Here is a 26,832-nt window from a genome sequence, read left to right as displayed (position 1 = left end):
TCCTTTGGCCGCCACGCATTCTGCATGGCGGATTTGCGTCGGGCGCATCTAAGCGGGGTCCGCGAGAGATTGCCAGTCCTCTCTTGGATCAACGTCAATTTGACGACATTGCCGTGACCGGATTGCGTCGTTACCAACCTCCCAATCGTCATTCCGGCCCGTGACAGAGCGTCATTCTCGGGCTTGACCCGAGAATCTCGGGACGGGAGGCGCACGAGCCTCCTTCGGTAGGAGATGCTCGGGTCAAGCCCGAGCATGACGGCGAGACTGATGAATGCCCACACCAGCGGCTCAGCTCAGCCGCGTCAGGGCCTCCGCGACCTTGATCTTGCGGGCCTCGGCCGCAGCCTTGCGCTCGCGGTTCTCCTCGACGATCTCTTCCGGTGCGCGGGCCATGAAATCGGGGTTGCCCAGCTTCTTCTCGACGATCGCGATGTCCTGATCGAGCTTGGCGAGTTCCTTCGTCAGGCGCGTGCGCTCCGCGTCGAGGTCGATCAGGCCGGCGAGCGGCAGCGCCGCCACCTCGCCGCGCACGATGATCTGTGCCGATTGCGCCGGCGCAGCCGCCTCGAAGGCGATGTCGGAGACGCGAGCGAGACGCTCGATCATCGGCCGCCAGCTCTCGATCGTCGCCCGCGTCGCTGCGGAAGCGTTGACGAGGACGAGCGGCGCCTGTGTGCCGGCGGGAACGTTGACCTCCGAGCGCACCGAGCGGATGTCCGAGATCAGGTCGACGACGAAGCCGATCTCGGCCTCGGCCGCCGAATCCTTGAGCGCCGAAAGATCGGGCCAGCGGGTGAGGCAGACCAGCGAAGCATCGCCCGTCGCCAGCTTGCGCTGCGCGCCGGCCTCGGCCTTCTGCGCCCAGAGCTCTTCGGTCAGGAAGGGCATGAACGGGTGCAGCAGCTGGCAGATCAGGTCGATGACGTAGGCGACCGTCGCCTGCGTCTCGGCCTTCGCCGCGGCATCGACGCCCTCGCCCTGCAGCACCGGCTTGGCAAGCTCGAGATACCAGTCGCAGAACTGGTTCCAGACGAAGCGATAGGCCGCGCCCGCCGCCTCGTTGAACTTGAAGCTGGGGATGCCGGCCGCGACCTCCTCGGCCGCCTGCGCGGCTTCGCTGAGGATCCAGCGGTTCAGCGGCTGCTTGACGGCGGCCGGGTCGAAATCGGCAGCGCGCAGGCAGCCGTTCAGTTCAGCGAAGCGCGCGGCGTTCCAGATCTTGGTCGCGAAGTTGCGGTAGCCCTCGACGCGGGAAGTCGCGAGCTTGATGTCGCGGCCCTGCGCCGCCATGGCGGCCAGCGTGAAGCGCAGCGCGTCGGCGCCGTATTTGTCGACGAGCACGAGCGGATCGATGACGTTGCCTTTCGACTTCGACATCTTCGCGCCCTTCTCGTCGCGAACGATGGCGTGCAGATAGACCTCGCGGAACGGAACCTCGTCCATGAAGTTGAGGCCCATCATCATCATCCGGGCGACCCAGAAGAAGATGATGTCGAAGCCGGTGACGAGCGTCGCCGTCGGGTAATAGTGCTTCAGCTCGGCCGTCTGCTCCGGCCAACCCAGCGTCGAGAAGGGCCAGAGCGCCGAGGAGAACCAGGTGTCGAGCACGTCCTCGTCGCGCTTGAGCGCGACGGTGTCGCCGTAATGCGCCATCGCCAAAGTCTGCGCCTCAGCTTCCGACTCGGCGACGAAGACCTCGCCGTCCGGTCCATACCAGGCTGGGATCTGATGGCCCCACCAGAGTTGGCGCGAGACGCACCAGGGCTCGATATTCTCCAGCCAGTCGTAGAAGACCTTGGTCCAGTTCTCAGGCGTGAAGGTCGTGCGGCCGTCGCGGACCGCCTTGATCGAGCGGTCGGCCAGCGGCTTGACGTCGACATACCACTGGTCGGTCAGCCAGGGCTCGATGACGACGTCAGAGCGGTCGCCATGCGGCACGGTATGGCCATGCGGCTCGACCTTCGCGAGATAGCCGCGCTCGGCCATCATCGCGACGACGCGGCGGCGCGCGACGAAACGGTCGAGGCCGTCGAGCGCGAGCGTCTCGGCTTCCGGCTTGGAACCGGCCAGGAAATCCTCGTTGCCGGCGAGCAGGATACGCGCCTCGCCGTCGAGGATGTTGACGACATCGAGCTTGTGGCGCTTGCCGACCTCGAAATCGTTGAAGTCATGCGCCGGGGTGATCTTGACCGCGCCGGTGCCCTTCTCCGGATCGGCATAGTCGTCCGGCACGATCGGGATGACGCGGCCGACCAGCGGCAGCACGGCATTGCGCCCGATCAGATGGCCGATCTTCTCGTTGTCCGGATGAACGGCGATGCCGGTGTCGCCAAGCATCGTCTCGGGACGGGTCGTGGCGACGGTAATGAAGGTCGAGGCGTCGTCCGCGTCGTAGGTCGCGCCTTCTAGTGGATAGTTGAAATAGTAGAGATGGCCGTTCGGGTCGCGGTTCAGAGCCTTGTCGAGCTTGGCGGCGTCGAAAGGCTCCTCGCCGCCCCGCTCCCATTTGAACGTGCCGGTCTTCTCGACCTGCAGGACCTCGATATCCGAGATCGCGGTCTGGAATTTCGGATCCCAGTTCACCAGCCGCTTGGCGCGATAGATCAACCCCTGCTTGTGCAGGCCGACGAAGACCTTGAGGACGGCGGCCGACAGCCCCTCATCCATGGTGAAGCGTTCGCGCGACCAGTCACAGGAAGCGCCGAGACGGCGGAGCTGGTTGAAGATCGTGCCGCCCGACTCCTCCTTCCACTTCCAGACTTCGGCCAGGAAGGCCTCGCGCCCCATCGTGCGGCGGTCGGTGCGGTTTTCGGCGGCGAGCTTGCGCTCGACGACCATCTGGGTCGCGATGCCCGCGTGGTCGGTGCCGGGCTGCCAGAGCACGTCCTTGCCGCGCATGCGCTCGAAGCGGCAGAGCACGTCCTGCAGCGTGTTGTTGAGCGCGTGGCCCATATGCAGCGAGCCGGTGACGTTCGGCGGTGGGATCACGATGCAATAGGGCTCGGCCCCGGGGGCGGAGCCCCTGCCCGCCTTGAAGGCTTCAGCCTCGTCCCAGGCCTTGCTGATCCGGGCCTCGACGGCTGCCGGCTCGAAAGTCTTATCCATCATCACATCGCTCGAACGCAGAAAGGCCGGGGAACCTGCCCCGGCCGGAAGATCACAGGCCAAAAGGTCTCGTGTCTTAAGAGCGCATGCGAAGGGCGCCCGTCAACGTTTTCGATGACGCGCAATCGTCAGCCTTGCGCTGAAGCGGCTCAACCAAGGTTTGACTGCAGGAACCAGAGCGACTTGTCGAGCATGCGCGAATAGGCCGTCAGGATGTCGGCGGAGTCGGCGTCGCCAGCCTCGGCGCAGGCGTCGATCGCGTCGCGAACCTTGTTGCCGGTGTCGGCATAGCGCTCGATCAGTGCGTGGAGATGATCCTGAACCGACACGATCTCGGTCGGATAGGGCTTGAGCGAGGTCGCCGCGACCGTCGTCTGCGCGGTGCCGAGCGCGATGCCGCCGAGCTGCGCGATCCGCTCCGCGACCGTGTCGACATGCTCGTCGAGGTCGTCGCGAAAGCCGTCCAGCATGAGATGCACGGCGATAAAGCCCGGTCCCTTCAGATTCCAGTGCGCCTGCTTGGTGACCAGCGCCAGATCGATGCCGTCGGCAAGTCGTTCGTTGAGCAGCCCGACGACCTTCGTCTTGGTGTTCGAAGCCAGATCGATCTTGCTCGATTTGACGTTCTTCGCGGATGCGGAGGTCTTCGGCGCAGTCTTCGTGGCAGGCTTGGCCATGACAAATCCCCCTAAGCGGACAACGACAAAGGAAAGCACGCTGCGCCGAAAGCGGGCGCGGCGCGCCACTCCCTACGCGCGGGGGTCGCCATTGTTCCCTCGCCAAAGCCTGAACGCCGGAGGGAACCTGCCACGCAGCGATCCGTTGCATCCCAAACAGCTGCAACGGGAGATACCGACATGCCTCACAACGATCAGAACCGCGTCTGGGACCTCATCGACTCGATCAAATTCGCCATGCTCGTGACCCATGACGGTAATGGCGACGAGCTTCGGGCACGCCCGATGCACGCCCATGGCAAGCGCGAGGAGGACGCCATCTACTTCCTGACGGATCGCCGCCATCACAAGGACGACGAGATCCAGATCAACGATAATGTCTGCCTCGCCTTCTCCGACACGAGCGGACACCGCTATTTGTCGATCAGCGGCACGGCGAGCTTGGTCGACGATCCCGCCCGCGTGCGTGCGCTATGGGAGCCGAGCAACAAGGCGTTTTGGGACGACGAGAACGATCCCAACATTCGCATCCTGCGCGTGCGGCCCGCAATGGCCGAGTTCTGGGACAGCCCCGGCAAGATTGTCACCAGCGTCAAGATGGCCGCGGCGGCTCTGACCGGTGCGAAACCCGAACTCGGAGAACACCGCAAGGTTGTCCTCTAAGGCTCTGCTTCTGAACGGAAAAACGATGCTGAAGCTCATTGTTCATGGCCTCGGGGCATGGTTCGCCGTCGAGGCCGCCTCGGGGCGCTATCCGCGTCCGATTGCGGTCGGGCTGACGATGCTGGTGTCGCGGCTTGGCGCGCCCGCGACCTTGCTCGCTGTCGCCGGATACGGGCTCGAACGGCTCAGGGAAGCCGGGGCCTTCGACAGCCGGGCTCGGCAGCCACGGCGCCGCCAGGCAGCGCCTGCCGCCATCCGGCGGCGCAGAGTGCAACCCGTCAGCCCTCCACGGGAAAGCTCGCAACGAACCGAGACCTGATCGCGCTCCGCCTGCCCCCATGAGCGGCCGCAGGAGCGGGCGGGCCTTGGAGCCGGTCAGCTGCGTCCGCCGCGGGCGACGCGCTCGATCTCGGAGCGGACCAGACGTTCGACCATCGTCGGAAGGTTGTCGTCGAGCCAGGTCTTGAGCATCGGCTTGAGCATGTCCTTGACCAGGTCTTCCAGCGTCCGGGCGTTGTTGCTGAGCACGGTGCTGGCGAGTTGGCCGAAAGCATTGGTCACGGCCGAGCTGGCCTGGTCCGACAGCAGGCTTGCCATGTCCACGGCAGGCGCGGGCGACGCAGCGATGACGGGAGCCGGTTCCGGCGCAGGAGGCGGCGGCGCAGCAACAGCAACGGCCGGCTGCTCATCGGCGAAGGCGATGTCGGAATCGTCGACGATGCTGATCGGTGGGGCTGGTTCCGCTTCAGCTGCAGGCGCAGCTGTCGGGGCTGCGATCAGAGCGGCTTCGGCTCCCAGATCAAGCACGTCATCGTCGATAGCTGCTATCGTGGCCGGCTCGGGCTCGGGCTCCGATTGCAGAACCTGAGCGGCAGCAGCCTCGCCCGGCTTCGCCTCATCGTCCGAAATGATCCGGCGAATGGAGGCGAGAATCTCCTCCATCGACGGTTCGTTGGGCTTGGCTTGCGCGCTCATGAAGGCCTGACCGTTTCGACAACGGGCGCGCCGATGGAATCAACGCTGCTCCAAGAGCTGAGTATTCCACGACTTATCGGGCAGACAAGGCGATGACGGCCTCTCCCACAGGAGAAATCGGCGCTGTTGCGCGAATGCGCCGGCCCCGATCGCCGCGCGTCCTGTCGAACGCGCAATGGCGATCTTTCTTTGTTTGAGCATCGGGTTCGTCCGAAAAGTGAATGCCACTTTTCGGTCCGATGCTCGAGGCGGCCGGCATCATGGCCAGCCGCATTTAAGGAGAGCCTCAGCGGCCGTCAGGCGTCTGCGTGCCCCACAACAGGCCCTTGACCTGATCGTAGTGCTGGCGGGGTTCGTAGGTCTCCGCCTTGAGTTTGAGCGTCTGCGAGGAGAGCTTGCCGACGGCCGAAAGCACCGCATAGGACGCGACGACGCGATCGCGCTGCGCCGTCACCAGGCTCGAACGCGCGCTGACCAGCTCCTGCTGCGCGTTCAGGACGTCGAGAGTGGTTCGCTGGCCGACCTTGGCCTCTTCGCGCACGCCGGCAAGCGCCGTCGAGGACGCCTCGACCTGAGCCTGCGCGGCGATGATCTGGGCTTTGGCCGCTTCCAACCCGCCCCAGGCGGAGACGACCGCCGCGCGAACCGTATCGCGCTGCGTATCGACGTCGATCCGGCGTTGCCCGGCCGTTTCTTTGGCCTGGCGGGTGCGGGAATAGACCTGCCCGCCCTCATAGATCGGGATCGTCAGCGCGCCGACGATGGTCGCCGACAGGCGGTTGTCGCCGAAGAACGTGCTGTCGTAACGCTGCTGGACCGTGCCGGTGACGCCAAAGGTCGGATAGAGGTCAGCTTCCGTCACCTTCACCTGCAACTCGGCGGCATCGACGCCGTGCAGGGCCGCGACGATCGCCGGATGATTTCCGAGCGCATGATTCAGCGCCAGCGGCAGCGATTTCGGCAGGAGGTTCTCGACCGGACGGGCGGGCGTCAGCGAACGGGGCTCGATACCGATATTCTGGCGAAACCGCGCCACCGAGGTCTTGAGATTCGATTCGGCGAGAATCGCCTGCGACTGCGCGGAGGACAGCCGCGCCTCGGCCTGCGCGACGTCGGTTCGCGTCACCTCGCCGACCTGAAATCGGTCGCGCGTCTGGCGCAGCTGCTCTTCCAGAACCTCGACGTTATTACGGTTCAGGCTGAGAATTGCCGTGTCGCGCAGCACGTTCATATAGGACGTCGCGCCATCGAGCAGCACATTCTGCTCGGTATTGCGCAGGGTAGCGCGTGCGCCAAGCACCTGCGATTCGGACTGGCCGACCGAGTTGCGGGTCTTGCCGGCGTCGAAAATGTTCTGCGTGATCGAAACGCCGGCGCCGCGCGGCGCCAGCCGACTGACAGTGCTGTTGTGAAGGCCCGATGACGTACTGCCAGCCGGGGTGTCGGTCTCCAAGATGCTCGCGCCGATATCGGCCGAAGCCTGGATACGGGGACGATATCCGGAAAGAGCCTGCGGAACATTCTCGTCTACGGCGCGCACCGATGCGCGCTGCGAATTCAGCGTCGGGTTACCTGAATAGGCCCGAGCCAGCGCGGCTTCCATCGACTGGGCCGCCGCAGGCAAAGCCCAGCCGCCTGACATCGCCAAGGCGATGATGGCGGAGAGCCCGAACCCGGAAATCTTGTCGTATTGTCTTTTCACTGGACGCCTCGTGTGCGCACTGAAGTCGCGCCCAGGCTACGCCCCAGCCTCGGCATAAGTCTCAATTTCATACTCTGCCCGACGCCGCGAGCCAACGCATGGGTGCCGTCAGGAGCATTTCCCTCGGAACCTGCCACAAAAATGCGACACCCTCCTTTCGAAAATGCAAACGCTCAAAAGATGAAGGCCTCCGGTCGGCGGAACTCGGACAGAACCGGAGCCGCAGCGTCGAACACCGGGCGGCCGGCAACGATATCCGCGGATTTTCGATAGAGTTTGACCCGGGCGGCGCGGCCTGCCCCCTCGACCACGACCAGCCGCCCCTCGGCACGCAGCAAGGGGAAGAGCGATTCCGGCTCGGTCTCGCAAGAGCCGCTCACCAGAATCGCGTCGAACGATTCGCTGGCAGGCTGCGTGGCAGTGATCGTGACCTGGCGAGCGCCGGCGGCGCGCAGCGCGCCTTCAGCAAGAGTGCGAGCGGCCGAGTCGGGCTCCCACAATGTCACCTTGGCGCCGACATGGGCCATCAGAGCCGCACCATAGCCGGACCCGCCGCCATATTCGAGCGCATCCTCGCCCGCCTGCAGGTCGAGCAGCTGGATCATGCGGGCGATGACCATCGGCGCCATCAGCGCACGCCCGGTGCCCGGCAAGGCGGTCGACTGATCGAGATAGGCAAGATGCGCGAAATTTTCCGGGACGAACACCTCGCGCGGGACCGCATCGGCCGCAGCCAGAACGGCCCGATCGGTCACGTCATAGGTACGCAACTGGCAATCGACCATGTTGCGGCGCAGCCCGCTGAAACCTTCCATAACCCTGAACTCTCCGTCTGCGCTGGCACCGCGCACGGAGCGGCTACGAAGAGCACATTCCGCGCGACCGGCTCAGCGCCGTCACGGCTGCTTTGTGTTCGACCCACGAGCAAAAGGCAAGCGCGCCTTGCATCGCAACAAGGCTGCGGGCGTTTGGGCGGGCTAACGATTTCGGGGGGAAATGTTGGCTCCCGGAGCAGGATTCGAACCTGCGACCAATCGATTAACAGTCGATTGCTCTACCGCTGAGCTATCCGGGAACAACGTGGCGGGGTCATAGCGGGGCGCCCCCGGCAGCGCAAGCCCCTTGCGAGCCAACGAAGCAGATTTGTCATCAACGCTGTGGACTGTGCGATGCCGGCTTGCGGCGAACTGCGGCTTGTGGTTATAGCGCTTTCGCTGAAGCGGCAGACGCCGCTTTCGCCGGAAGGCCTCGTGGCGGAGTGGTTACGCAGAGGACTGCAAATCCTTGCACCCCGGTTCGATTCCGGGCGAGGCCTCCAACAGATTTTCAAGCGCTGGTTTCCTTGCGCTTTTTCCCCGATTTGTCCCGGTTTTCGCCCACCCGCTTCCCGGCGGGACGATTTTATCCGCGCTTTTGCCCGTGGAGAGCGTGATTTTCGCTGCGCCGAATCCGGCCAGGCGGCGGCGGTTCGCCCTCTTCGCGTAGATCGCCGCCTGCTTCGGTGATTTGCCTTCAACATCGCCGAGAACGCTATTGGGCCGATTGCGTGGCCAAATCTCCGATGCGCCGTGCGGACCGCGACAGCAGTCGCCACTTGCTTATCGCCATGTCGCGAACTGTCATATATCTGGGTCGCAGGGTCGGTTCTCAGTTTTAGGACCGCCAGAAAAGCTCGCCATGACACTCGCGAAGTCGCTCACCAACCAACTTCACAAGTCGCTCGATCCTTGGCTGTCGGTAACGCGAAAAGCACGGCTGCGCGATTTCGGCCTTAAGCCTGATCAGATCCTGCCGATCGCGCATCTGGAGCCCGAAGCGCCGCAACGCTGCGTGCACCCCTTGTGCAGCCATATTATTTCCGATGCGCGTCGCTTCCATGAGCGAAACGCGCCTCGGTCGGGCCTTCGGCGTTGGACCGTTCCTACCGCCATGCTGTTGGACCTGGATCGTTTTCCGACATCGGACTCGTATATCCGTGCCGTTGCGAAGCGCTCCCACGGCAACATCGTACGTGCGAGCAAGAAGGCCGCCCGCCTGGGCGTCAGCTGCACACCCATTCAAGCGGAGAGTTATACCGCCAGCATCGCAGCTATTGCCGCCTCCAAACGCTTCCGTTCCGGGGGGCCGGTGCTGTCCGCATGGTTCGGCGTCGGGCCAAATCTCGTCGATACGCTTGCCCCACCCTCCGCGCCGTCCTGCTCCTCGCATTGGACACTGACATGGGGCGCCTTCATTCAGGACGAGGACGGTGAACGGCTCATTGCGTATATTTCGCTGAGGCGCGTCGGCAATATGTGCCGCACACACGAAATCATGGGGCATGGCGACTATCTCAAAACGGGCGCCGTGAAGCTCCTTTTCCTTGAGGTGGCCCGCTGGCTCACGGATCGACAGGACCCTCAAGTCCAAGGCCTTCGCTGGCTCATGTACGGCACCATGGAGCATGGCGGGGCTGGCCTGCACGAATGGAAGCGGTTGCTCTGTTTCGAGCCCGCCAACCTGAAATTTGTGCCAGGCTAACCGTTGTATAGCCGCCTGCCGCGTTTGTGCCGGCATGACTGGCGTGCGCGCGATGTTGCGCCCCGCGGGTGAGGAATGATGGCCCAACACGCCCTGCACTGGTTCAGGAACGATCTGCGACTGGCTGACAACCCTGCCCTCGCCGCCGCGGCGCAGGCCGGGCCGGTCCTCTGCCTCTATATTCTCGACACCAGCCCCGATCGTCGCCCGCTCGGCGCAGCCTCGCGCTGGTGGCTGTCGCGCTCGCTCGACACGCTCGGCAATGCGCTGGCGCAGAAGGGCGGCGAGCTCGTGCTGATGCAAGGCGATCCGGCTGCGCTGATTCCACGCGTCGCGGCAGCGGCCGGGATCCGGCTGGTCACGTGGAATCGCCGCTACGAGGCAGAGGCGATCGCGCTCGGTCGCCAGCTCAAGGAAGAACTGTCGCGGTGCGGAATCAGCGTCCATAGCTTCAACAGCCATCTCCTGAACGAGCCCTGGCAGGTCACCACCACGACCGGGCAGCCGATGAAGGTGTTCACGCCGTATTGGCGCGCCGCCCGGCAGAAGGGCGAGCCGCTGGCTCCGATTCCTGCGCCAGCGCGAATCGAGGCGGTTGCCCTGCCCGATTCGATCGAGCCTCTCAGCGTTACCCTGCCGAATCTCGGGCTCGAGCCCCGGAAGCCCGACTGGGCCGGGGGCATGCGGGCGGAATGGACGCCGGGAGAAGACGGCGCCTCGGCCCGACTCGACGATTTTCTCGCCGGCGGACTGGCGGGTTATGCCGAAGGCCGCGACCGGCCGGGCCGCGAATCGACGTCGCGCCTTTCACCGCATCTACGCTTCGGCGAGATCGGCCCACGCCAGATCTGGCATGCGCTCCATCATGCCCGCGCGACCGGCGAGGCGGCGGGATCGGAACGCGATGCGGAAAAATTCCTGTCCGAGATCGGCTGGCGGGAATTCTCCTACCACCTGCTCTTCCACAATCCCGAGCTGGCGACACGCAACTACGATGAGCGCTTCGACTGTTTTCCCTGGCAACCCGCCAGGGAAGCGCTCAGCCGCTGGCAGCGCGGACAGACCGGCATCCCGCTGGTCGACGCCGGCATGCGCGAGCTCTGGGCGACAGGCTGGATGCACAACCGTGTCCGGATGGTCACGGCGTCATTCCTGATCAAGCATCTGCTGCAGGACTGGCGCGCCGGCGAAGCCTGGTTCTGGGACACGCTGGTCGATGCCGACCCCGCCAACAACGCTGCCAGCTGGCAATGGGTGGCGGGATCGGGCGCCGACGCCTCGCCCTATTTCCGCATCTTCAATCCGGTCACGCAGGGCGCGACCCATGACCCCGCCGGCGGCTATGTGCGCAAATGGGTGCCGGAGCTGGCCGGGCTCGCGGATGACGACATCCACGAGCCGTGGAAGGCGTCCGAGATGGCGTTGCGCGCGGCGGGAGTGCGAATCGGCGAGACCTATCCGGCCCCGCTCGTCGACCTCGCCTTCGGGCGCCAGCGCGCGCTCGATGCCTTCGCCGAAATCCGCAACCGTTGAAGCAACGCTCAGTCAGGCCGCTCGGCAAAGCGGGACATCAGCGCGAAATAGATCGGATAAGGCAATAGCCGCGCCGCCTTCAGGATCCAGGCGAGGCGACGCGGGAAGGTGATTTCGAAGCCGCCGCGCTCGAAGCCTTCGACGATTCGACGGGCGCCATCCTCCACCGTCAGCAGGAACGGCATCGGGAATCGCCGGCCCTGCGTCATCGGCGTGTCGACGAAACCGGGATTGACCAGTTGCAGGCGAATGCCGGCTGCCTTGCAATCGAAGCGCAGCGCCTCGCAGAAATAGATCGCGCCCGCCTTGGCGGCACCATAGGCGGCAGCACCGGGAAGGCCACGGTACCCGACCAGCGACGCGTTGACCGCGATCTGGCCGCGCCCGCGGGCAGCCATGCGCGGCTCCACGGCGAAGAGGCTTTTCACGACACCGAGCAGATTGACCGCGACAACCCTTTCGACCGTCTCGGCATCAATCCTGCCGCCTTGCCCCCACGCGATGCCGGCATTCAGGAACGCCAGCGCGATCGGCCCGTGAATGCTCTCGATGGCCTCCGTCACTCCCCGCATCGCCTGTGCGTCGGTCACGTCGCCGGCATGGGCTACGATCCGGCCCGGCAGGCCTTCAGCCTCGCGCGCCACCGCTTCGAGGGCATCGGTCCTGCGCGCGGTGATCGCGACCGTCCAGCCGCGCCGCGCCAACTCGAGCGCGACCGCCGCGCCGATGCCGGAGCTGGCACCGGTGATCCAGGCGACGCCGTCCTGCGGGGTCATGCGGGGCAAGGCCATCGGCGGCTCCGGTTTGATCGGAACAGCCATCTAGGCATCGAAACGCGATGCCGGAAGCCATGCGGTCCAAATCATCCCCGTTATCCCGCCAAGGCTGTGGCACTGTCGCGGCAATCGGTGCAGTCTGCGCGGCGAAGGCGCGTTTCGCGCGACCCACGAGATTGACGAGATCATGCCGACCGAACTGCTGTTTCGCCAGGATGCCTATCTGCAGGAGACGCCTGCGACCGTCCAAACCGTCAACGAGCGCGGCGGCGTCATCCTCGACCGTACGGTGTTCTACGCGACCGGCGGCGGCCAGCCCGGCGATGTCGGGCATCTCCGCCTGACGGACGGCGGCATCGTCGCCATCGGCACCACGATCTACGATCCCGAGGACAAGAGCCGCGTCATCCATGTTGCCGCTGAGGGACAGGCGCTGCCGGCGCCGGGCGATGCCGTCACGGCAGTGCTCGACTGGGAGCGCCGCTTCAAGCGCATGCGCGTGCACACCGCGCTCCATCTGCTCAGCGTCGTGCTGCCCTTCCCCGTCACGGGCGGATCGATCGGCGATGGCGACGGGCGGCTCGATTTCGACATCCCGGAAGGCGGACTGGACAAGGCCGAAATCACCGAAAAGCTCCAGGCCTTGGTCGCGCGCCCTGCTGACGTGACCGAACGCTGGATCACCGACGAGGAGCTCGACGCCAATCCGGGCCTGGTCAAGACGATGTCGGTCAAGCCGCCGCGCGGCTCGGGCCGCGTCCGGCTCGTGTCTATCGGCGACATCGACCTGCAGCCCTGCGGCGGAACCCATGTCCGCAACACGGCGGAGATCGGCCTCGTCAGCGTCACCGATATCGAGAAGAAGGGCAAACAGAACCGGCGCGTGCGCATCGCGCTGGCCTGAGATTGGCTTTCGACGGACCGTCACGGTCATTTCGAGGCCGCGCCGATCCGGAATCCATCGCGTTCCATGATGGATTCCGGGGCAAGCCCGGAATGACGGAGCGGATCCGATCATCAGATAAGACTTTGCCCAGAGGATACGCCTATGGCCCGTGAAGACGTTTTCGTTTCGACCGAGTGGCTCGCCGAGCGCCTGAACGCGCCCGATATCGTCGTCGTCGATGCCTCCTGGTATCTGCCGGCGCAGAAGCGCGACGGAGCGGCCGAATATGCCCAGCGCCGCATTCCCGGCGCGGTCCATTTCGATATCGAGAAGATCAAGGACAGCCGCTCGTCCCTGCCCCACATGCTGCCATCCGCCCCCGAATTCGCGGCGGCCGTCGGCGCGCTTGGCATCGGCGACGGCATGCGCATCGTCGTCTATGATGGGCTCGGCTTCTTCTCGGCGCCGCGCGTGCGCTGGACCTTCAAGGTGTTCGGCGCACGAGACGTCGTTATCCTGGATGGTGGCTTCCCGAAATGGCTCGCCGAGGGCCGTCCCGTCGAGGAAGACAGTCCGCAGCCGCGCCAACCCCGCAGCTTCACCGCCCGGCTCGACAACGGCGCCGTCGCGAATGCCGAGGACGTGGCGCGGGCCACGGCCTCGCAGGCGATCCAAGTGGTCGATGCGCGCGCGGCCGACCGCTTCCGCGGCGAAGCGGCGGAGCCGCGTCCCGGTCTCCTCTCCGGCCATATTCCCGGCTCGCTCAACCTTCCGTCATCCCAACTCACCTCCGATGGCAGGTTGAAGTCTCCCGAGGAGATCACGGAATTGTTCCGGGATGCCGGCGTCGATCTCGACAAGCCCTCGATCATGACCTGCGGTTCGGGTGTCTCGGCCGTGATTCTGTCGACGGCGCTCGAGACCGTCGGCAAGCCGGCCAAGGCGATCTATGACGGCTCATGGTCCGAATGGGGCATGGGCCAGCGGCCTGTGGCGACCGGGCCAGCGAAGAAGGACTGATCGGGAGACTGCCATGGACCACGACCACGATCATTCGCACGACCACCCGCACGATCACAGCCATGACGGCGAGCCGCGCTGGAAGCATGATGGCGTGCGCGTCATCTCCGGCGACAAGCTCGATCCCAACACGGCGCAGACGCCCGGTATGTTCCGGCAAGCCGCGATCAACCAGGCCCGCGTCGGCGCGCAGAAGATCTGGGCCGGCACGGTTGCGATCGAGCCCAACGCCAAGACCGGCGTGCATCACCATGGCGAGCTCGAAAGCGTGATCTATGTGGTGAGCGGCAAGGCCCGCATGCGCTGGGGCGAGCGGCTCGAATTCGTCGCCGAGGCCGGGCCGGGCGACTTCATCTATGTGCCGCCCTTCGTGCCGCATCAGGAGATCAACGCCGATCCCGACAACCCGCTGCAATGCGTGCTGGTGCGCTCGGACAACGAGGCGGTGGTGGTCAACATCACCGATGTCGACCCGGTCGAAAAGCCGGAAGAGGTCTATTGGGTCGACCCGATTCACAAGCATCCGCACGGCTGAGCGGGACTGCAGAAACGCCGTCGTCATGATCGGGCTTGCCCCGAGCATCTCCGGCTAGGGTTCTCGGGTCTGCGCTTCGCTACGCCCGAGAACGACGGCGTTCTCAGCGGGGAAACCTCAACCCGTCTCGAAATCGCCGGGTTGCGGCGGCGCGATCGGCGTGAACAGCGTGCGGTCCGGCTTGATGTCGAGGAGCGGCGTCTCGTCGAGGCAGTCGAGCCCGCGCACCAGCAACACCCGCCCTTCCCGCGCCACCAGCGTCGCGGTCGAGGTGCCGATCGGATTGGGCCTCACCGGCGTGCGCAAGGCAAACGTGCCGTGGGTCTCGCCGTTGTTGGCTGGGCTCTGGCGGACGAGGTCCCGGCGCGACTGGTGCAGCCAGTAGAGCACCTCGAGCCGTTCGAAGCGCTCGACGCCATCCAGGGCCTCGTTCCAGGGCGGGAAGAGTTCGATGCGGCAGATCGGCCCGTCCGCCCTGCCCTGGCGCGGACAGGTCAGCCGCGAGGTCCAGGGCGTGCGGATGGTGCCGATGAAGGCGAGACCGGCATCGGTCGCCTGTGGCGGCGCGACGGCGACCTCCTTCTCGCGGATTTCGTTCTCGCGGACCATGCCGGCCGACCTCCTCAGTCGATTGCTATCATCACGTCGGACGCCTTGACCACGGCGTAGGCTTCCTTGCCGATGGTGAGCCCGAGATCGTCCACCGCCGCATTGGTGATCGAGGACGTCACGATCGCGCCGCCGATATCGATGCGGACATGGGCCGTCGTCGCGCCCTTGGTGATCTCGACGATCCTGCCCTTGAGCTGATTGCGCGCGCTGATCTTCATGGCTCGTCCTTTCCTTGCGACAACCCGACTGCGACGGCGCCTTGACTTGGCTCGGGGGGCGCGGCAACCATCGTTATATCCATCGATATACAACGATAAATTCGAGCGAGGAACAGCATGTTGAAGCGTCGCACCCTGCTGGGCATGGGCCTGGCACTTGCCGTGAGTTCCGCCCCCGCCTTCGACACCGCTCAGGCGCAGACGAAGGACCTCGTCATCTTCGCCGCTGCCAGCATGAAGAATGCGCTCGACGAGGCCGCCGCCAACTGGGTTAGGGAGAGCGGCAAGCCCGCGCCGAAGATCTCCTACGCCGCCAGCAACACACTCGCGAAGCAGCTGGAGAACGGCGCCCCCGCGGATCTCTTCGTCTCGGCCGATCTCGACTGGATGGACTATGCGGCCAGCAAGGGCCTGATCAAGCCGGACACCCGCGTCAGCCTGCTCGGCAACCGCATCGTGCTCGTTACCAGCAAGGATTCGACCGCCAAGCTCGACCTCAAGCCCGGCGCCGATGTCGCGGGCGCGGTCGGCTCCGGCCGCCTCGCCATGGGCAATGTCGATTCCGTCCCGGCCGGCAAATACGGCAAGGCTGCGCTGGAAAAACTCGGCGCCTGGGACAAGGTGAAGGACAAGATCGCGCAAGCCGACAATGTCCGCGCCGCTCTGCTGCTGGTCTCGCGCGGCGAGGCCCCGCTCGGCATCGTCTATGCGACCGACGCGGCCGCCGACCCGCAGGTCAAGGTCGTCGCGACCTTCCCCGAGGATTCGCATCCGCCGATCGTCTATCCCGTCGCCATCACCAAGGATTCGGCCAATCCCGACGCGCAGGCCTTCCTGACTTATCTGCGCAGCCCCGCTGCCAAGCCCGTCTTCGAGAAGCAGGGCTTCACGGTTCTCAACAAGCCCGCCACCTCTTCGTGACCGACTGGCTTTCGCCCGAAGAATGGACGGCGGTGAGGCTCAGCCTCATCGTCGCCAGCACGGCCATGCTCGCGAGCCTGCCGCTCGGGCTTGGCGTCGCGCTTCTGCTGGCGCGCGGGCGCTTCTGGGGCAAGTCCCTGCTCGACGCCATCGTCCATATGCCGCTGATCCTGCCGCCGGTGGTGACGGGCTATCTGCTGCTCATCGGCTTCGGCCGGCGCGGGCCGATCGGGCAGTTCCTCTATGACTGGTTCGGGATCGTTTTCTCGTTCCGCTGGACGGGTGCGGCGCTGGCCTGCGGCGTGATGGGCTTTCCGCTGATGGTCCGCGCCATCCGTCTCTCGATCGAAGCCGTCGACCGCAAGCTGGAAGCCGCCGCCGGCACGCTCGGCGCCGGCCCGATCTGGGTCTTCCTCGTCGTCACCCTGCCGCTCTGCCTGCCCGGCATCATCGCCGGCATGATCCTGTGCTTCGCCAAGGCGATGGGCGAATTCGGGGCGACGATCACCTTCGTCTCCAACATCCCCGGCGAGACGCAGACCCTGCCCTCCGCGATCTACACCTTCACGCAGGTGCCCGGCGGCGATGCCGGCGCCTTGCGCTTGACGCTGATCTCGATCGTGATCTCGGTCGCGGCGCTCTTTCTCTCCGAAGTGATGGCGCGCATCGTCGGTCGCCGGATCGACATCGAATGAAGCCCGCTCTCGACATCGCGGTCCGGCACCGGCTCGGCGACTTCAAGCTCGATGCCTCCTTCACCTCCGACGGGCGCCTGACCGCGCTGTTCGGCAGTTCGGGCTCGGGCAAGACCTCGCTCGTCAATGTCATCGGCGGGCTGATCCGCCCGGATTCCGGCTATGTCCGCGTCGATGGCGAGACGCTGGTCGACACCGAACGTGGCATCTGCTTGCCGAAGCACCGCCGGCGCATCGGCTATGTCTTTCAGGAGGCCCGGCTTTTCCCCCATCTCACCGTGCGCCAGAACCTGCTGTTCGGGCACTGGTTCGTACCGCGCCGACAGCGCAAGCCGGCCGAACTCGACAAGGTGCTCGAGTTGCTCGGCATCGGCCATCTGCTGCTGCGGCGGCCGGGCACCCTCTCGGGTGGCGAGAAGCAGCGGGTGGCCATCGGCCGCGCCCTGCTGGCGCAGCCCCGCCTTTTGCTGATGGACGAGCCGCTGGCCGCGCTCGACGAAGCGCGCAAGGCCGAGATCCTGCCGCATATCGAGCGGCTGCGCGACGAGGTCGGCATACCCATCGTCTATGTCTCGCACGCACTGGCAGAAGTCGCGCGCCTCGCCACCACCGTCGCCATGGTCGAGAACGGGCGCATCGCCGCTTGCGGTCCGACAGTCGAGATTCTCGCCCGCCCCGATCTGGCGGCGCGGCCGGGTGCGCCGGAAGCGAGCACCTTGCTCTCGGCCAAGGTCGCCGGCTTCGAGGAAGCTTTCGGGCTGGCGCGGCTCACGACTCCGGCCGGGCCGCTGACGATCGCGCGCGGCGCGCTTCAGCAGGGCCAGCGCATCAAGGTCCGCATCCTGGCGAGCGACGTCATGCTCAGCCTCGGCCGCCCCGGGGACATCAGCGCGCTCAACGCGCTGTCCGGCACAATCTCCGAGATCGGGGAGCGGAGCGGTTTCGGCGGCAGCACCGTGCATCTGCTCATCGCCTGCGGCGAGGCGAAGCTGGCGGCGCGTCTGACGGCGAAATCCGTTGCCTTGCTCGGGTTGGCGCCCGGAAAGCCGGTCCATGCGGTGATCAAGAGCGTCTCGGTCGAGATGCCTTGATCCGGACGGTCAGGGCGTCATTCTCGGGCGAAGCGAAGCGCAGACCCGAGAATCTTAGGCAGGATGAGATGAAAAGAGCCTCTTTCGGCATGAGATGCTCGGGTCAAGCCCGAGCATGACGGCCAAACCGGTGATCGGAGAATTCGAAGCCCATCACACCCCTTGACCTTCCCACCATGGGAAGCCCTATATCGCTCGTCATCACCCTAAAGGAGACGGCGATGACGGTCATCGACAGGCCCCGTAACGAACTCGAAACGCTCGATCTGGGCGTGGAAGGCATGACCTGCGCGAGCTGCGTCGCCCATGTCGAGCGCGCCATCGCGGCGGTGCCCGGCGTCGATGCGGTCTCGGTCAATCTCGCGACCGAACGGGCACATGTCACTTTCGCCAAGGGCGGCACCGATCTCGGGCAGATCGAGGCCGCGATCCGGCACACCGGCTACACGCCGGTCGAGACGATGATCGAGCTGTCGGTCTCGGGAATGACCTGCGCGTCCTGCGTCGGCCATGTCGAGAAGGCGCTGCGCGCCGTGCCGGGCGTGGTTGAGGCCACCGTCAACCTCGCCACCGAGCGCGCCAGCGTGAAGACGCTCGCCGGCGACGAGATCGTCCCGGCTCTCGTCAAGGCCGTGGCCGGCGCCGGCTACGAGGCGAGCCCGATGGTCGCCGCCGATGGCGACGCGGCCTCGCGCCAGCAGGCCGCCCGGGACGAAGAGCAAGGCAAGTTGCTGCGCTCGGTCATCCTCGCCGGGCTGCTGACCTTGCCGCTGCTCGTCGTCGAGATGGGCAGCCACATGGTCCCTGCCCTGCACCACTGGCTCGCCGGCACCTTCGGCGAATGGAACGTGCGCGTCTTCTCCTTCGCGCTCGCGACCATCGTGCAGTTCGGCCCGGGCCTCGTCTTCCTGCGCAAGGGTTTCCCGGCGCTGCTGCGGCTCGCGCCCGACATGAATTCGCTCGTCATGCTCGGCACCGGCGCGGCCTATCTCTACTCGACGGTCGCGACCTTCCTGCCGAATCTGCTACCGGCGGGAACGGAGGGCACCTATTTCGAATCCGGCGCCGTCATCGTGACGCTGATCCTGCTCGGCCGCTGGTTCGAGGCTCGCGCCAAGGGGCGGACCAGCGCCGCCATCCGCAGCCTGATCGCGCTCCAGCCCAAGACCGCCCGCGTGCTGCGTGACGGCGCCGAGAGCGATGTGCCCGTCGAGAGCGTCCGCCCCGGCGATGTCGTCATCCTCCGGCCGGGCGAGCGCGTTCCGGTCGATGGCGAGGTCGCGGACGGCACCTCTTTCGTCGACGAATCCATGATCACCGGCGAGCCCGCCCCCGTGCGCAAGCAGGCCGGCAGCATCGTCACCGGCGGCACCGTCAATGGTTCGGGCGCGCTGCGTTTCACCGCTCGGAAGGTCGGCTCCGACACGCTGCTGGCCCAGATCGTGCGGACCGTCCAGGCCGCGCAGGGCGCCAAGCTGCCGATCCAGGCGCTGGTCGACCGGGTCACGCTCTGGTTCGTGCCGGTGGTGATCGCGCTGGCGCTGGCGACCTTCCTGGTCTGGCTGACATTCGGCCCGAGCCCGGCGCTCTCGCATGCGCTGGTCAATGCCGTCGCGCTGCTCATCATCGCCTGCCCCTGCGCCATGGGCCTGGCCACCCCGACCTCGATCATGGTCGGCACCGGCCGCGGCGCCGAGCTCGGCATCCTGTTCCGGCAGGGCGACGCCTTGCAGGCGCTGAAGGACGTCGAGATCGTCGCGCTCGACAAGACGGGCACGCTGACCAAGGGCAAGCCGGAACTCACCGACATCGAGCCGGCTGCCGGCTTCGCGGTGGACGAGATTCTGCGCCTCGTCGCCTCGGCCGAGAACCGCTCGGAGCATCCGCTGGCACAGGCGCTGGTCGCGGCGGCCAAAGCGCGCGGGCTCGCGCTCGCCGAACCGGCCGATTTCGCCAGCGATCCCGGCCGCGGCGTCACCGCGACGGTCGAAGGTCGCAAGGTCGCGATCGGCGGGCACCGGCTGATGCAAGAGGCGAAGCTCGACATCGTGCCCTTCGCGGCCAGCGCCAAGGCGCTGGCGGAAGCGGGCAAGACGCCGCTCTATGCCGCGATCGACGGCCGGATCGCTGCCGTTATCGCCGTCGCCGATGCTGTGAAGGAGACGACGCCCGCGGCCATCGCCGCCTTGCACAAGCTCGGCCTCAGGGTCGCGATGGTGACCGGCGACGACCGACGCACGGCAGAAGCCGTCGCACGCCAGCTCGGCATCGACGAAGTCCGGGCCGAGGTGCTGCCGACGGACAAGGCCGAGGTGGTGAAAGCGCTGCAGCAGCGCGGCGCCAAGGTTGCCTTCGTGGGCGACGGCATCAACGACGCCCCTGCCCTCGCCCAGGCCGATGTCGGCATCGCCATCGGCACCGGCACGGACATCGCCATCGAGAGCGCCGATGTCGTGCTGATGTCGGGCGACCTGATAGGCGTGCCGCGCGCCATCGCCCTGTCGCAGGCGGTGATCGCCAATATCCGCCAGAATCTGTCCTGGGCCTTCGGCTACAATGCCTTGCTGATCCCGGTTGCGGCGGGCGTGCTCTACCCGGCTTTCGGCATCCTGCTCTCGCCGGTCTTCGCCGGGCTCGCCATGGCGCTGTCGAGCGTCAGCGTCGTCAGCAATGCACTGCGGTTGAAGCGCTTCCAAGTTCCGGTTTCGCATGTACAGGAGACCTGAGATGAATATCGGCGAAGCCGCGACCCGCTCCGGCGTCAGCGCCAAGATGATCCGCTATTACGAGAGCATCGGCCTGATCACCCCGCCGGCCCGAACAGCCGCGCAATACCGGGTCTATGCCGATGACGACGTCCATACGCTGCGCTTCGTGCGCCGCTCGCGCGATCTCGGCTTCTCGCTGGAGGAAACGCGCGAACTGCTCGCGCTCTGGCGCGACAAGAGCCGGGCCAGCGCCGACGTGAAGAACCTCGCCATGGCGCATGTGCGCGAGCTCGAGGAAAAGGCGGCAGAGCTCAAGGCCATGGCCGACACGCTACGCCACCTTGCGACGCATTGTCATGGCGACCACCGGCCGGATTGCCCGATCCTCGCCGATTTCGCCGCCACCTCGCCGGTGCAGGGCAAAGCCTGAGACGCTGTTCCGCCATGCGCTGAATGTCTGGACGGCGCCGGCCGAGATTGCTCATATGCCGCTGCCCACCAGAGGCGGGTCCGGCCCGGCTGCATCGGCCCCGTCGGGGAATCCGCCTCTCAACGAAAGACGGGGAGCGCCCAGGCGTTCTCCAGGCGGAACGACAATGGACAATCGAAACGATCTCTGGCGGCATGTCGATGCAAACAAGGAGCGACTGATCGCGCTGAGCGACCGGGTCTGGGGCATGCCGGAGGTGTGCTACACCGAGAAGCGCTCGGTCGCCGAGCATATCGCCGAGCTGAAGCACCAGGGCTTCAAGATCACCGAGAATGTCGCGGATATCCCGACCGCCGTGATCGGCGAGGCCGGCGAAGGCGGCCCGGTCATCGCCTTCCTCGGCGAATACGACGCCCTGCCCGGCCTCTCGCAGGAAGCTGGCCTCGCCGAGCACAAGGAAATCGAGACCAACGGCCATGGCCATGGCTGCGGTCACAACCTGCTCGGCTCCGCCGCGATGCTCGCTGCCGTCGCGATGAAGGACTGGCTGGCCGAGAACAAGATCCCCGGTCGCGTGCGCTATTATGGCTGCCCGGCCGAGGAAGGCGGCGCCGCCAAGGCCTTCATGGTCCGCGCCGGCGCCTTCGACGACGCCGATGTCGCGATTAGCTGGCACCCGTCGAGCTTCTGGGAGGTCGCCCCGGCGCTGGCGCTGGCCAATACCCGCGCCGATTTCGTCTTCACCGGCCGCGCCTCGCACGCGGCGGCGGCGCCCCATCTCGGCCGCTCGGCGCTCGACGCCGTCGAATTGATGAATGTCGGCGTGAACTATATGCGCGAGCACATGCCGTCCGATGCGCGCGTCCACTACGCGCTGCTCGACACTGGCGGCATCGCGCCGAACGTCGTGCAGGCCCATGCGCGGGTCCGCTACTCGATCCGTGCGCGTGACCTGCGCGGCATGTTGGAGCTCGTGCAGCGCGTGAAGAAGATCGCGGAAGGTGCTGCGTTGATGACGGAAACCAAGATGGAGATGCGGATCGTCAGCGCCGTCTCCGACCTCGTCGCCAACACGCCGCTCGAAGAAGCCATGCACAAAGTGATGGAGGATCTCGGCGCGCCGCATTTCGACGACGCCGACAAGGCCTATGCCGAGAAGATTCGAGCGACGCTCTCGCCGCAGGAGATCGCCTCGATCTGGCGCACCGTCGGCATGCCGGATAGCGGCGCGCCGCTCGCCGACTTCCTCGTGCCGCGCGATGCCAAGCGCAATCCGGCCATCGGCTCGACCGATATCGGCGATGTGAGCTGGGCGGTGCCGACCGTGCAGGCCCATGCGCCGACGGTGGCGATGGGCACGCCGTTCCACACTTGGCAGGTGGTGGCGCAGGGCAAGTCGCCGGCCGCGCACAAGGCGATGGTCCATGTCGCCAAGGCGATGGCTGCGACCGGCGCCGCCGTGCTCAGCGACCCCGCCCTGATGGAAGCCGCCAAGGCCGATCACAAGGCGCGCCTCGGCAAGGAAGGCTACACCTCGCCGCTGCCGCCCGAGGTCAAGCCGCCGCTGACGATGTCGCTGGGCTGATAGCGACGGGCTTGCCGTCATTCTCGGGCGCCGCGCAGCGGTGACCCGAGAATCTCGCACCGATGGGTGCGCCCTTCCTTCATGAGATGCTCGGGTCAAGCCCGAGCATGACGGCTGTGCTAGCCTGCGCGATTGAATGAATACATATGATCCGGGACAATGACCCCTGCCGGCCAGCCGGCAGAATCGCCGCCCGGAGCCAGCATGGATCGCACAGAGGAATCGGAAGACGGGCTCGGCCGGCATCATCGCTCGGCCAGTGGTCAGGCTGATTCCGCCACTCCCGAACCGGTCGATCTCGCCGGCTATGTGCTGGACGAGCAGTTCGGCTTCCTGCTGCGGCAGATGCAGCAGCGCTATGTCGCGATGTTCCTCGAGATGATGGGCCAGGATGGGCCAACGCCACCGCAATTCGCGGTATTGTGCCGCCTCGCCGCCGATGGACGCATCTCCCAGAATCAGCTCGGCCGCATGACGGCGATGGACCCCGCGACCATCCGGGGCGTGGTGACCCGGCTTGCCGAACGCGGGCTGGTCGAGCGCCTGCACGATCCCGACGACAAGCGCCGCGTGCTGGTGCAGCTCGGCGCGCGCGGCCGCGAGTTGCTTCCTGATTATGTCGAGCGCGCCAAGGCGATCACCGTCGCCGCGCTCGAGCCGATGGCCGAGCGCGAGATCGAGCCATTGCTCGACGTCATGCGGCGGCTGCTCGCCGGCTTCAAACCGCCAGATACTGGCTCCGCGCCGCCTCGTCGGTCTTGAGAGCGGCCATCGTATCGTCGAAGCGGATCAGCCCCTTCTCGATGATGACGGCGCGGTCGGCGATGCTGCCGGCGAAATGCAGGTTCTGCTCGGAAAGCAGGACCGACAACCCCTCGCCTTTCAGCACGCGAATGGTCTCCGCCATCGCCTCGACGATGACCGGCGCCAGCCCCTCCGAGGGTTCGTCGAGCAGGAGCAGGCGCGGATTGCCCATCAGCGTGCGGGCGATGGTCAGCATCTGCTGCTCGCCGCCGGACATGGCGCCGCCCGGCCGGTCGCGCATGCGGCCGAGATTGGGGAAGAGATCGAAGAGCCGCTCCGGCGTCCAGTGCGGCGCACCCGCCCGCGCCGGCTGGCGGCCGACTTCGAGATTCTCCATCACTGTCAGCTCCGAGAAGACACGCCGGTCCTCCGGGACATAGCCGATGCCGAGCCGCGCGATGGCGAAGGGCTCGCGCCCGGCGATCTCCTTGCCGTCGAAGCGGATCGAACCCTGCGGCTGCGGCACCAGCCCCATCACCGTCTTCATCGTCGTCGATTTGCCGGCGCCGTTGCGCCCCATCAGCGCGACGACCTCGCCCTGTCCCACCGAAAAGCCGACGCCGTGCAGGATCTGGGCGCGGCCATACCAGGCCTCGACGCCGGCGAGTTCGAGGAGCGCCGCCATCAATGCCCTCCCGAGGTCGCGCCGGAGCCGAGATAGACCGCCCGCACCTGCGGGTCGTTGCGAACCTCGGCGCTGGTTCCCGCCGCGATCAGCCGGCCGCGGTCGAGCACCAGCACGCGGTCGGCATGGGCGAAGACGACGTCCATGTCGTGCTCGGTGAACAGCACGGCGATGCCGCGCTCCCTGGCGATGCGGGCGGTGAGCGCCATCAGCGCGATGCGCTCCTGCGGCGCCATGCCGGCGGTCGGCTCGTCCATCAGCAGGAGTTTTGGCGCATTGGCGAGCGCGACCGCAAGCTCGACGCGCTTCAGGTCGCCATAGGCGAGCACGCCGCAGGCGCGCTCCGCCTGCTGGGTCATGCCGACCTGATCAAGCAGCGCGTCCGCCGCCTCGCTGTGGCGCCCGTTGGCGCGGCCGAAGAGGCGCCAGCTTTCGCCGACATGCGAAATCAGCGCCATCTGGACGTTCTCGCGCACTGTCATCGAGGCGAAGGTCGCGGTGATCTGGAAGGTGCGGCCGACGCCGAGGCGCCAGATCTTGCGCGGCTCAAGCCCGGTGATCGGCTGGCCAGCGAGAAGGACCTCGCCGCGGTCGGGCTTGAGCTGCCCGTTCAGCATGTTGAAGCAGGTCGTCTTGCCGGCGCCGTTGGGGCCGATCAGCGCGACCAGCCGCCCGGCCGCGACCGAGAAGGACACCCCATCGACTGCTTTCACCCCGCCGAAGGATCGGGCGAGGTCGCGTGCTTCCAGCACGGGGGCCATGGGTGGGGTCATGCCGCCACGGCCGCTTGCGCCGCGCTGTCCCGCCGGGCGCGCCAGAACAGCCAGGTGCCCACCAAGCCTCGCGGGAACAGGACGACCAACAGCACGATCGACAGCCCGAGGCCGAAGCGCCAATAGGCCGTCATCTTCGCGAGCTGTTCGTTCAGCCCCATATAGGCGAAGGCGCCGACGACCGGCCCGGCAACCGTCTGCACGCCGCCGAGCAACACCATCAGCAGCGCGTCGACCGAGCGCGGGATCGCCATATAGGTGGGGAAGACCGAGCCCTTCGAGAAGGCGAAGAGCCCCCCGGCGATACCGGCCGCGATCGCGGCGATGACGAAGGCGGCCCATTGCAGGCGCCCGACATCGAGACCGATCGCCTCCGCCCGCAAGGGGCTGTCGCGGCCGGCGCGCAGGGCGTAGCCGAAGGGTGCGAAGATGATGAGGCGCAGGGTCAGGATCACAAGCACGGCGGTGGCCAGCGCGAGATAGTAGAACGCCGTCTTCGAGACTGCCCACGCCGAGGGCCAAACGCCGAGAATGCCGTTGTCGCCGCCGGTCAGATCCACCCATTGGAAGGCTGTTGCCCAGGCGATCTGGGCGAAGGCCAGCGTCAGCATGGCCAAGTAGACGCCCGAGAGCCGCACGCAGAACCAGCCGAAGATCGCCCCAGCGACGCCGGCCATCACGGGCGCGAAGACGAGCGCAGGCTCCATCGATGCGCCCAGCCATTTTACCGCCAGCGCCGCGCCATAGGCCCCGAGGCCGAAATAGGCGGCATGGCCGAATGAGATGATGCCGCCCGGCCCCATCAGCAGATGCAGCGAGGCGGCGAAGACCGCGAAGATCACCAGATCGGTCAGCGTCAGGACGAAATGATCGGGCACGACGAGCGGCGCGATGACCAGCAGGGCGAGCGCGACCGTGCCAAACAGCTTGGCCGCGCCATCGGCCGGGCGCAGCAGGAAGAGCTGGCCAGCATGGCCGCGCGGCTCGGCGGCGGCCTTGCCGAGCAAGCCGTGGGGCCTGGCGATCAGCACCGCCGCCATCACCAGGAAGACCAGCACGAGCGTGATTTTGGGCAGGATCAGGATGCCGAAGGCGTGGAGCACGCCGATCAACACGGCGGCGAGATAGGCTCCGGTCACGCTGCCGAGCCCGCCGACAACCACGACGACGAAGGCCTCCGCGATCATCGACAGGTCCATATGCAGGTTGATCGCCTCGCGCGGGAGCTGGAGGGCGCCGCCAAGCCCCGCCAGCGCGGCGCCAAAGGCAAAGACCGAGGTGAAGAGCAGGCGCTGGTTGACGCCGAGCGCGCTGACCATCTCGCGATCTTCAGTCGCGGCCCGGATCAGCACGCCCCAGCGTGTGCGATGGAACAGCAGCCAGATCAAGCCGAGCACGACCGGGCCGACCGCGATCAGAAGCAGATCGTAGCTCGGGAAACGGTTGTCGAACAGGATGACGAAACTGCGGAAGCCCGGTGCGCGCGGGCCGAGTTTGTCCTCGGGGCCCCATGTCGCCAGCGCGATGTCCTGCAGCATCAGCACGACGCCGAAGGTCGCGAGCAGTTGGAACAGCTCGGGCGCCTGATAGATCCGCCTGAGGATCGTGACCTCGATCAGCACGCCGACGACGCCGGTGAGCAGCACGGCCAGGCTCACGCCGCCCCAGAAGCCCAAGGGATCAGCCGGGCCGAACCAAGTCACCAGCGTCCAGGCGAGATATCCGCCCAGCATGTAGAGCGAGCCATGGGCGAAGTTCACGATGCGCGTGACGCCGAAGATGATCGACAGCCCGCACGCCACCAGGAAGAGCGACGATGCCGAAGCCAGGCCGTTCAGGGTCTGGGTGAGGACGAGATCCAGCATGTCGTCTCGGGCGAAGCGATAGGTCTCAGACGGTGGGGATCTTAGCGGTGGTGGCATCCGGTGATGCCGGCGCTTCGCTCCGTCATTCTCGGGCGAAGCGCAGCGTAGTC

25 protein-coding genes and 2 tRNA genes are annotated in these 26,832 nt (G+C 66.4%); 15 read left to right on the top strand and 12 right to left on the bottom strand.

Annotation, left to right across the window (positions count from 1 at the left end; translation table 11 throughout):
* Positions 1 to 291: 291 nt before the first annotated feature.
* Complete coding sequence (locus tag AB4Z16_RS20950; RefSeq protein WP_441513281.1) at positions 292 to 3,111, bottom strand: valine--tRNA ligase; 2,820 nt, start codon at positions 3,109 to 3,111, stop codon at positions 292 to 294.
* 146 nt (positions 3,112 to 3,257) lie between these two features.
* Positions 3,258 to 3,785 (bottom strand): DNA starvation/stationary phase protection protein Dps, encoded by a 528-nt coding sequence (gene dps / locus AB4Z16_RS20945; protein WP_441513280.1) that lies wholly within the window; start codon positions 3,783 to 3,785, stop codon positions 3,258 to 3,260.
* 180 nt (positions 3,786 to 3,965) lie between these two features.
* On the opposite strand from dps, the gene AB4Z16_RS20940 reads away from it, so the two are divergent.
* The gene (locus tag AB4Z16_RS20940) at positions 3,966 to 4,448 is read left to right on the top strand and encodes a pyridoxamine 5'-phosphate oxidase family protein (RefSeq protein WP_441513279.1); all 483 of its coding nucleotides are present in this window, start codon (positions 3,966 to 3,968) and stop codon (positions 4,446 to 4,448) included.
* A gap of 25 nt (positions 4,449 to 4,473) precedes the next feature.
* Entirely contained in the window at positions 4,474 to 4,767 is a 294-nt protein-coding gene (locus AB4Z16_RS20935; protein ID WP_441513278.1) for a hypothetical protein, read from the top strand.
* Positions 4,768 to 4,823: 56 nt separating this feature from the next.
* Here AB4Z16_RS20935 and AB4Z16_RS20930 read toward each other — a convergent pair whose 3' ends face one another.
* The 4 genes from AB4Z16_RS20930 to AB4Z16_RS20915 all read right to left on the bottom strand — a co-directional run bounded on the left by AB4Z16_RS20930 (position 4,824) and on the right by AB4Z16_RS20915 (position 8,200).
* Positions 4,824 to 5,423 carry a PopZ family protein gene (locus AB4Z16_RS20930; RefSeq protein ID WP_441513277.1) on the bottom strand — a complete coding sequence of 200 codons (600 nt, stop codon included), beginning with the start codon at positions 5,421 to 5,423 and terminating at the stop codon, positions 4,824 to 4,826.
* A 286-nt stretch (positions 5,424 to 5,709) separates the two neighbouring features.
* A complete protein-coding gene (locus AB4Z16_RS20925; RefSeq protein ID WP_441513276.1) occupies positions 5,710 to 7,125 on the bottom strand; it encodes a TolC family outer membrane protein in 1,416 nt (471 codons plus the stop codon).
* Between the two features lie 173 nt (positions 7,126 to 7,298).
* Entirely contained in the window at positions 7,299 to 7,940 is a 642-nt protein-coding gene (locus tag AB4Z16_RS20920) for a protein-L-isoaspartate O-methyltransferase family protein (RefSeq protein WP_441513275.1), read from the bottom strand.
* A gap of 185 nt (positions 7,941 to 8,125) precedes the next feature.
* Positions 8,126 to 8,200 (bottom strand) — tRNA-Asn (locus AB4Z16_RS20915).
* A 169-nt stretch (positions 8,201 to 8,369) separates the two neighbouring features.
* Between AB4Z16_RS20915 and AB4Z16_RS20910 the strand changes: the two genes are divergently transcribed.
* The 3 genes from AB4Z16_RS20910 to AB4Z16_RS20900 all read left to right on the top strand — a co-directional run bounded on the left by AB4Z16_RS20910 (position 8,370) and on the right by AB4Z16_RS20900 (position 11,178).
* Positions 8,370 to 8,443 (top strand) — tRNA-Cys (locus tag AB4Z16_RS20910).
* A 359-nt stretch (positions 8,444 to 8,802) separates the two neighbouring features.
* Positions 8,803 to 9,645, top strand: a complete 843-nt coding sequence (locus tag AB4Z16_RS20905; RefSeq protein WP_441513274.1) for a hypothetical protein — start codon at positions 8,803 to 8,805, stop codon at positions 9,643 to 9,645.
* A 78-nt stretch (positions 9,646 to 9,723) separates the two neighbouring features.
* Positions 9,724 to 11,178 (top strand): cryptochrome/photolyase family protein, encoded by a 1,455-nt coding sequence (locus AB4Z16_RS20900; RefSeq protein WP_441513273.1) that lies wholly within the window; start codon positions 9,724 to 9,726, stop codon positions 11,176 to 11,178.
* Between the two features lie 8 nt (positions 11,179 to 11,186).
* On the opposite strand, the gene AB4Z16_RS20895 is transcribed toward AB4Z16_RS20900, so the two are convergent.
* Positions 11,187 to 11,969: an SDR family NAD(P)-dependent oxidoreductase gene (locus AB4Z16_RS20895; RefSeq protein ID WP_441513272.1), complete on the bottom strand. Its 783-nt coding sequence runs from the start codon at positions 11,967 to 11,969 to the stop codon at positions 11,187 to 11,189.
* Between the two features lie 172 nt (positions 11,970 to 12,141).
* Here AB4Z16_RS20895 and AB4Z16_RS20890 point away from each other — a divergent pair, with 172 nt between their 5' ends.
* The 3 genes from AB4Z16_RS20890 (at position 12,142) to AB4Z16_RS20880 (ending at position 14,395) form a co-directional block, all read left to right on the top strand.
* On the top strand, positions 12,142 to 12,858 hold the full coding sequence (locus tag AB4Z16_RS20890; RefSeq protein WP_441513271.1) for an alanyl-tRNA editing protein: 717 nt from the start codon (positions 12,142 to 12,144) through the stop codon (positions 12,856 to 12,858).
* Positions 12,859 to 13,002: 144 nt separating this feature from the next.
* Positions 13,003 to 13,860 (top strand): 3-mercaptopyruvate sulfurtransferase, encoded by an 858-nt coding sequence (gene sseA, locus AB4Z16_RS20885; RefSeq protein WP_441513270.1) that lies wholly within the window; start codon positions 13,003 to 13,005, stop codon positions 13,858 to 13,860.
* A 13-nt stretch (positions 13,861 to 13,873) separates the two neighbouring features.
* Complete coding sequence (locus AB4Z16_RS20880; protein WP_441513269.1) at positions 13,874 to 14,395, top strand: cupin domain-containing protein; 522 nt, start codon at positions 13,874 to 13,876, stop codon at positions 14,393 to 14,395.
* Positions 14,396 to 14,512: 117 nt separating this feature from the next.
* On the opposite strand, the gene tsaA is transcribed toward AB4Z16_RS20880, so the two are convergent.
* Positions 14,513 to 15,004: a tRNA (N6-threonylcarbamoyladenosine(37)-N6)-methyltransferase TrmO gene (gene tsaA / locus AB4Z16_RS20875; protein ID WP_441513268.1), complete on the bottom strand. Its 492-nt coding sequence runs from the start codon at positions 15,002 to 15,004 to the stop codon at positions 14,513 to 14,515.
* A 14-nt stretch (positions 15,005 to 15,018) separates the two neighbouring features.
* Positions 15,019 to 15,225, bottom strand: a complete 207-nt coding sequence (locus tag AB4Z16_RS20870) for a TOBE domain-containing protein (RefSeq protein ID WP_441513267.1) — start codon at positions 15,223 to 15,225, stop codon at positions 15,019 to 15,021.
* Between the two features lie 117 nt (positions 15,226 to 15,342).
* Between AB4Z16_RS20870 and modA the strand changes: the two genes are divergently transcribed.
* The 7 genes from modA to AB4Z16_RS20835 all read left to right on the top strand — a co-directional run bounded on the left by modA (position 15,343) and on the right by AB4Z16_RS20835 (position 23,417).
* A complete protein-coding gene (gene modA, locus AB4Z16_RS20865; protein WP_441513266.1) occupies positions 15,343 to 16,146 on the top strand; it encodes a molybdate ABC transporter substrate-binding protein in 804 nt (267 codons plus the stop codon).
* The gene (gene modB, locus AB4Z16_RS20860) at positions 16,143 to 16,841 is read left to right on the top strand and encodes a molybdate ABC transporter permease subunit (protein ID WP_441513265.1); all 699 of its coding nucleotides are present in this window, start codon (positions 16,143 to 16,145) and stop codon (positions 16,839 to 16,841) included. The genes modA and modB overlap by 4 nt, the downstream gene beginning before the upstream one ends.
* Entirely contained in the window at positions 16,838 to 17,932 is a 1,095-nt protein-coding gene (gene modC, locus AB4Z16_RS20855; RefSeq protein ID WP_441513264.1) for a molybdenum ABC transporter ATP-binding protein, read from the top strand. Before modB ends, modC begins: the two co-directional genes overlap by 4 nt.
* 221 nt (positions 17,933 to 18,153) lie before the next feature.
* A complete protein-coding gene (locus AB4Z16_RS20850; protein WP_441513263.1) occupies positions 18,154 to 20,658 on the top strand; it encodes a heavy metal translocating P-type ATPase in 2,505 nt (834 codons plus the stop codon).
* Between the two features lies 1 nt (position 20,659).
* The gene (gene cueR / locus AB4Z16_RS20845; RefSeq protein WP_441513262.1) at positions 20,660 to 21,070 is read left to right on the top strand and encodes a Cu(I)-responsive transcriptional regulator; all 411 of its coding nucleotides are present in this window, start codon (positions 20,660 to 20,662) and stop codon (positions 21,068 to 21,070) included.
* 166 nt (positions 21,071 to 21,236) lie between these two features.
* Positions 21,237 to 22,655, top strand: coding sequence for a M20 family metallopeptidase (locus AB4Z16_RS20840; RefSeq protein ID WP_441513261.1), 1,419 nt, complete (start codon positions 21,237 to 21,239; stop codon positions 22,653 to 22,655).
* A 204-nt stretch (positions 22,656 to 22,859) separates the two neighbouring features.
* Positions 22,860 to 23,417, top strand: coding sequence for a MarR family winged helix-turn-helix transcriptional regulator (locus tag AB4Z16_RS20835; RefSeq protein WP_441513260.1), 558 nt, complete (start codon positions 22,860 to 22,862; stop codon positions 23,415 to 23,417).
* Here the strand turns inward: AB4Z16_RS20835 and AB4Z16_RS20830 are convergent.
* The 3 genes from AB4Z16_RS20830 to AB4Z16_RS20820 are packed head-to-tail and all read right to left on the bottom strand — an operon-like array spanning position 23,374 to position 26,719.
* A complete protein-coding gene (locus tag AB4Z16_RS20830; protein ID WP_441513259.1) occupies positions 23,374 to 24,084 on the bottom strand; it encodes an ABC transporter ATP-binding protein in 711 nt (236 codons plus the stop codon). The two genes, AB4Z16_RS20835 and AB4Z16_RS20830, sit on opposite strands and share 44 nt — an antisense overlap.
* On the bottom strand, positions 24,084 to 24,857 hold the full coding sequence (locus AB4Z16_RS20825) for an ABC transporter ATP-binding protein (protein ID WP_441513258.1): 774 nt from the start codon (positions 24,855 to 24,857) through the stop codon (positions 24,084 to 24,086). Before AB4Z16_RS20825 ends, AB4Z16_RS20830 begins: the two co-directional genes overlap by 1 nt.
* The gene (locus AB4Z16_RS20820; protein WP_441513513.1) at positions 24,854 to 26,719 is read right to left on the bottom strand and encodes an ABC transporter permease; all 1,866 of its coding nucleotides are present in this window, start codon (positions 26,717 to 26,719) and stop codon (positions 24,854 to 24,856) included. The genes AB4Z16_RS20825 and AB4Z16_RS20820 overlap by 4 nt, the downstream gene beginning before the upstream one ends.
* Between the last annotated feature and the right edge of the window lie 113 nt (positions 26,720 to 26,832).

Origin of the sequence: Allobosea sp. TAF32 (genome assembly GCF_052113585.1) — a bacterium.
Lineage (GTDB): Bacteria > Pseudomonadota > Alphaproteobacteria > Rhizobiales > Beijerinckiaceae > Allobosea.
Note: the sequence above shows the minus strand (reverse complement) of the source record. Positions and strands in the feature narration are given on the sequence as shown.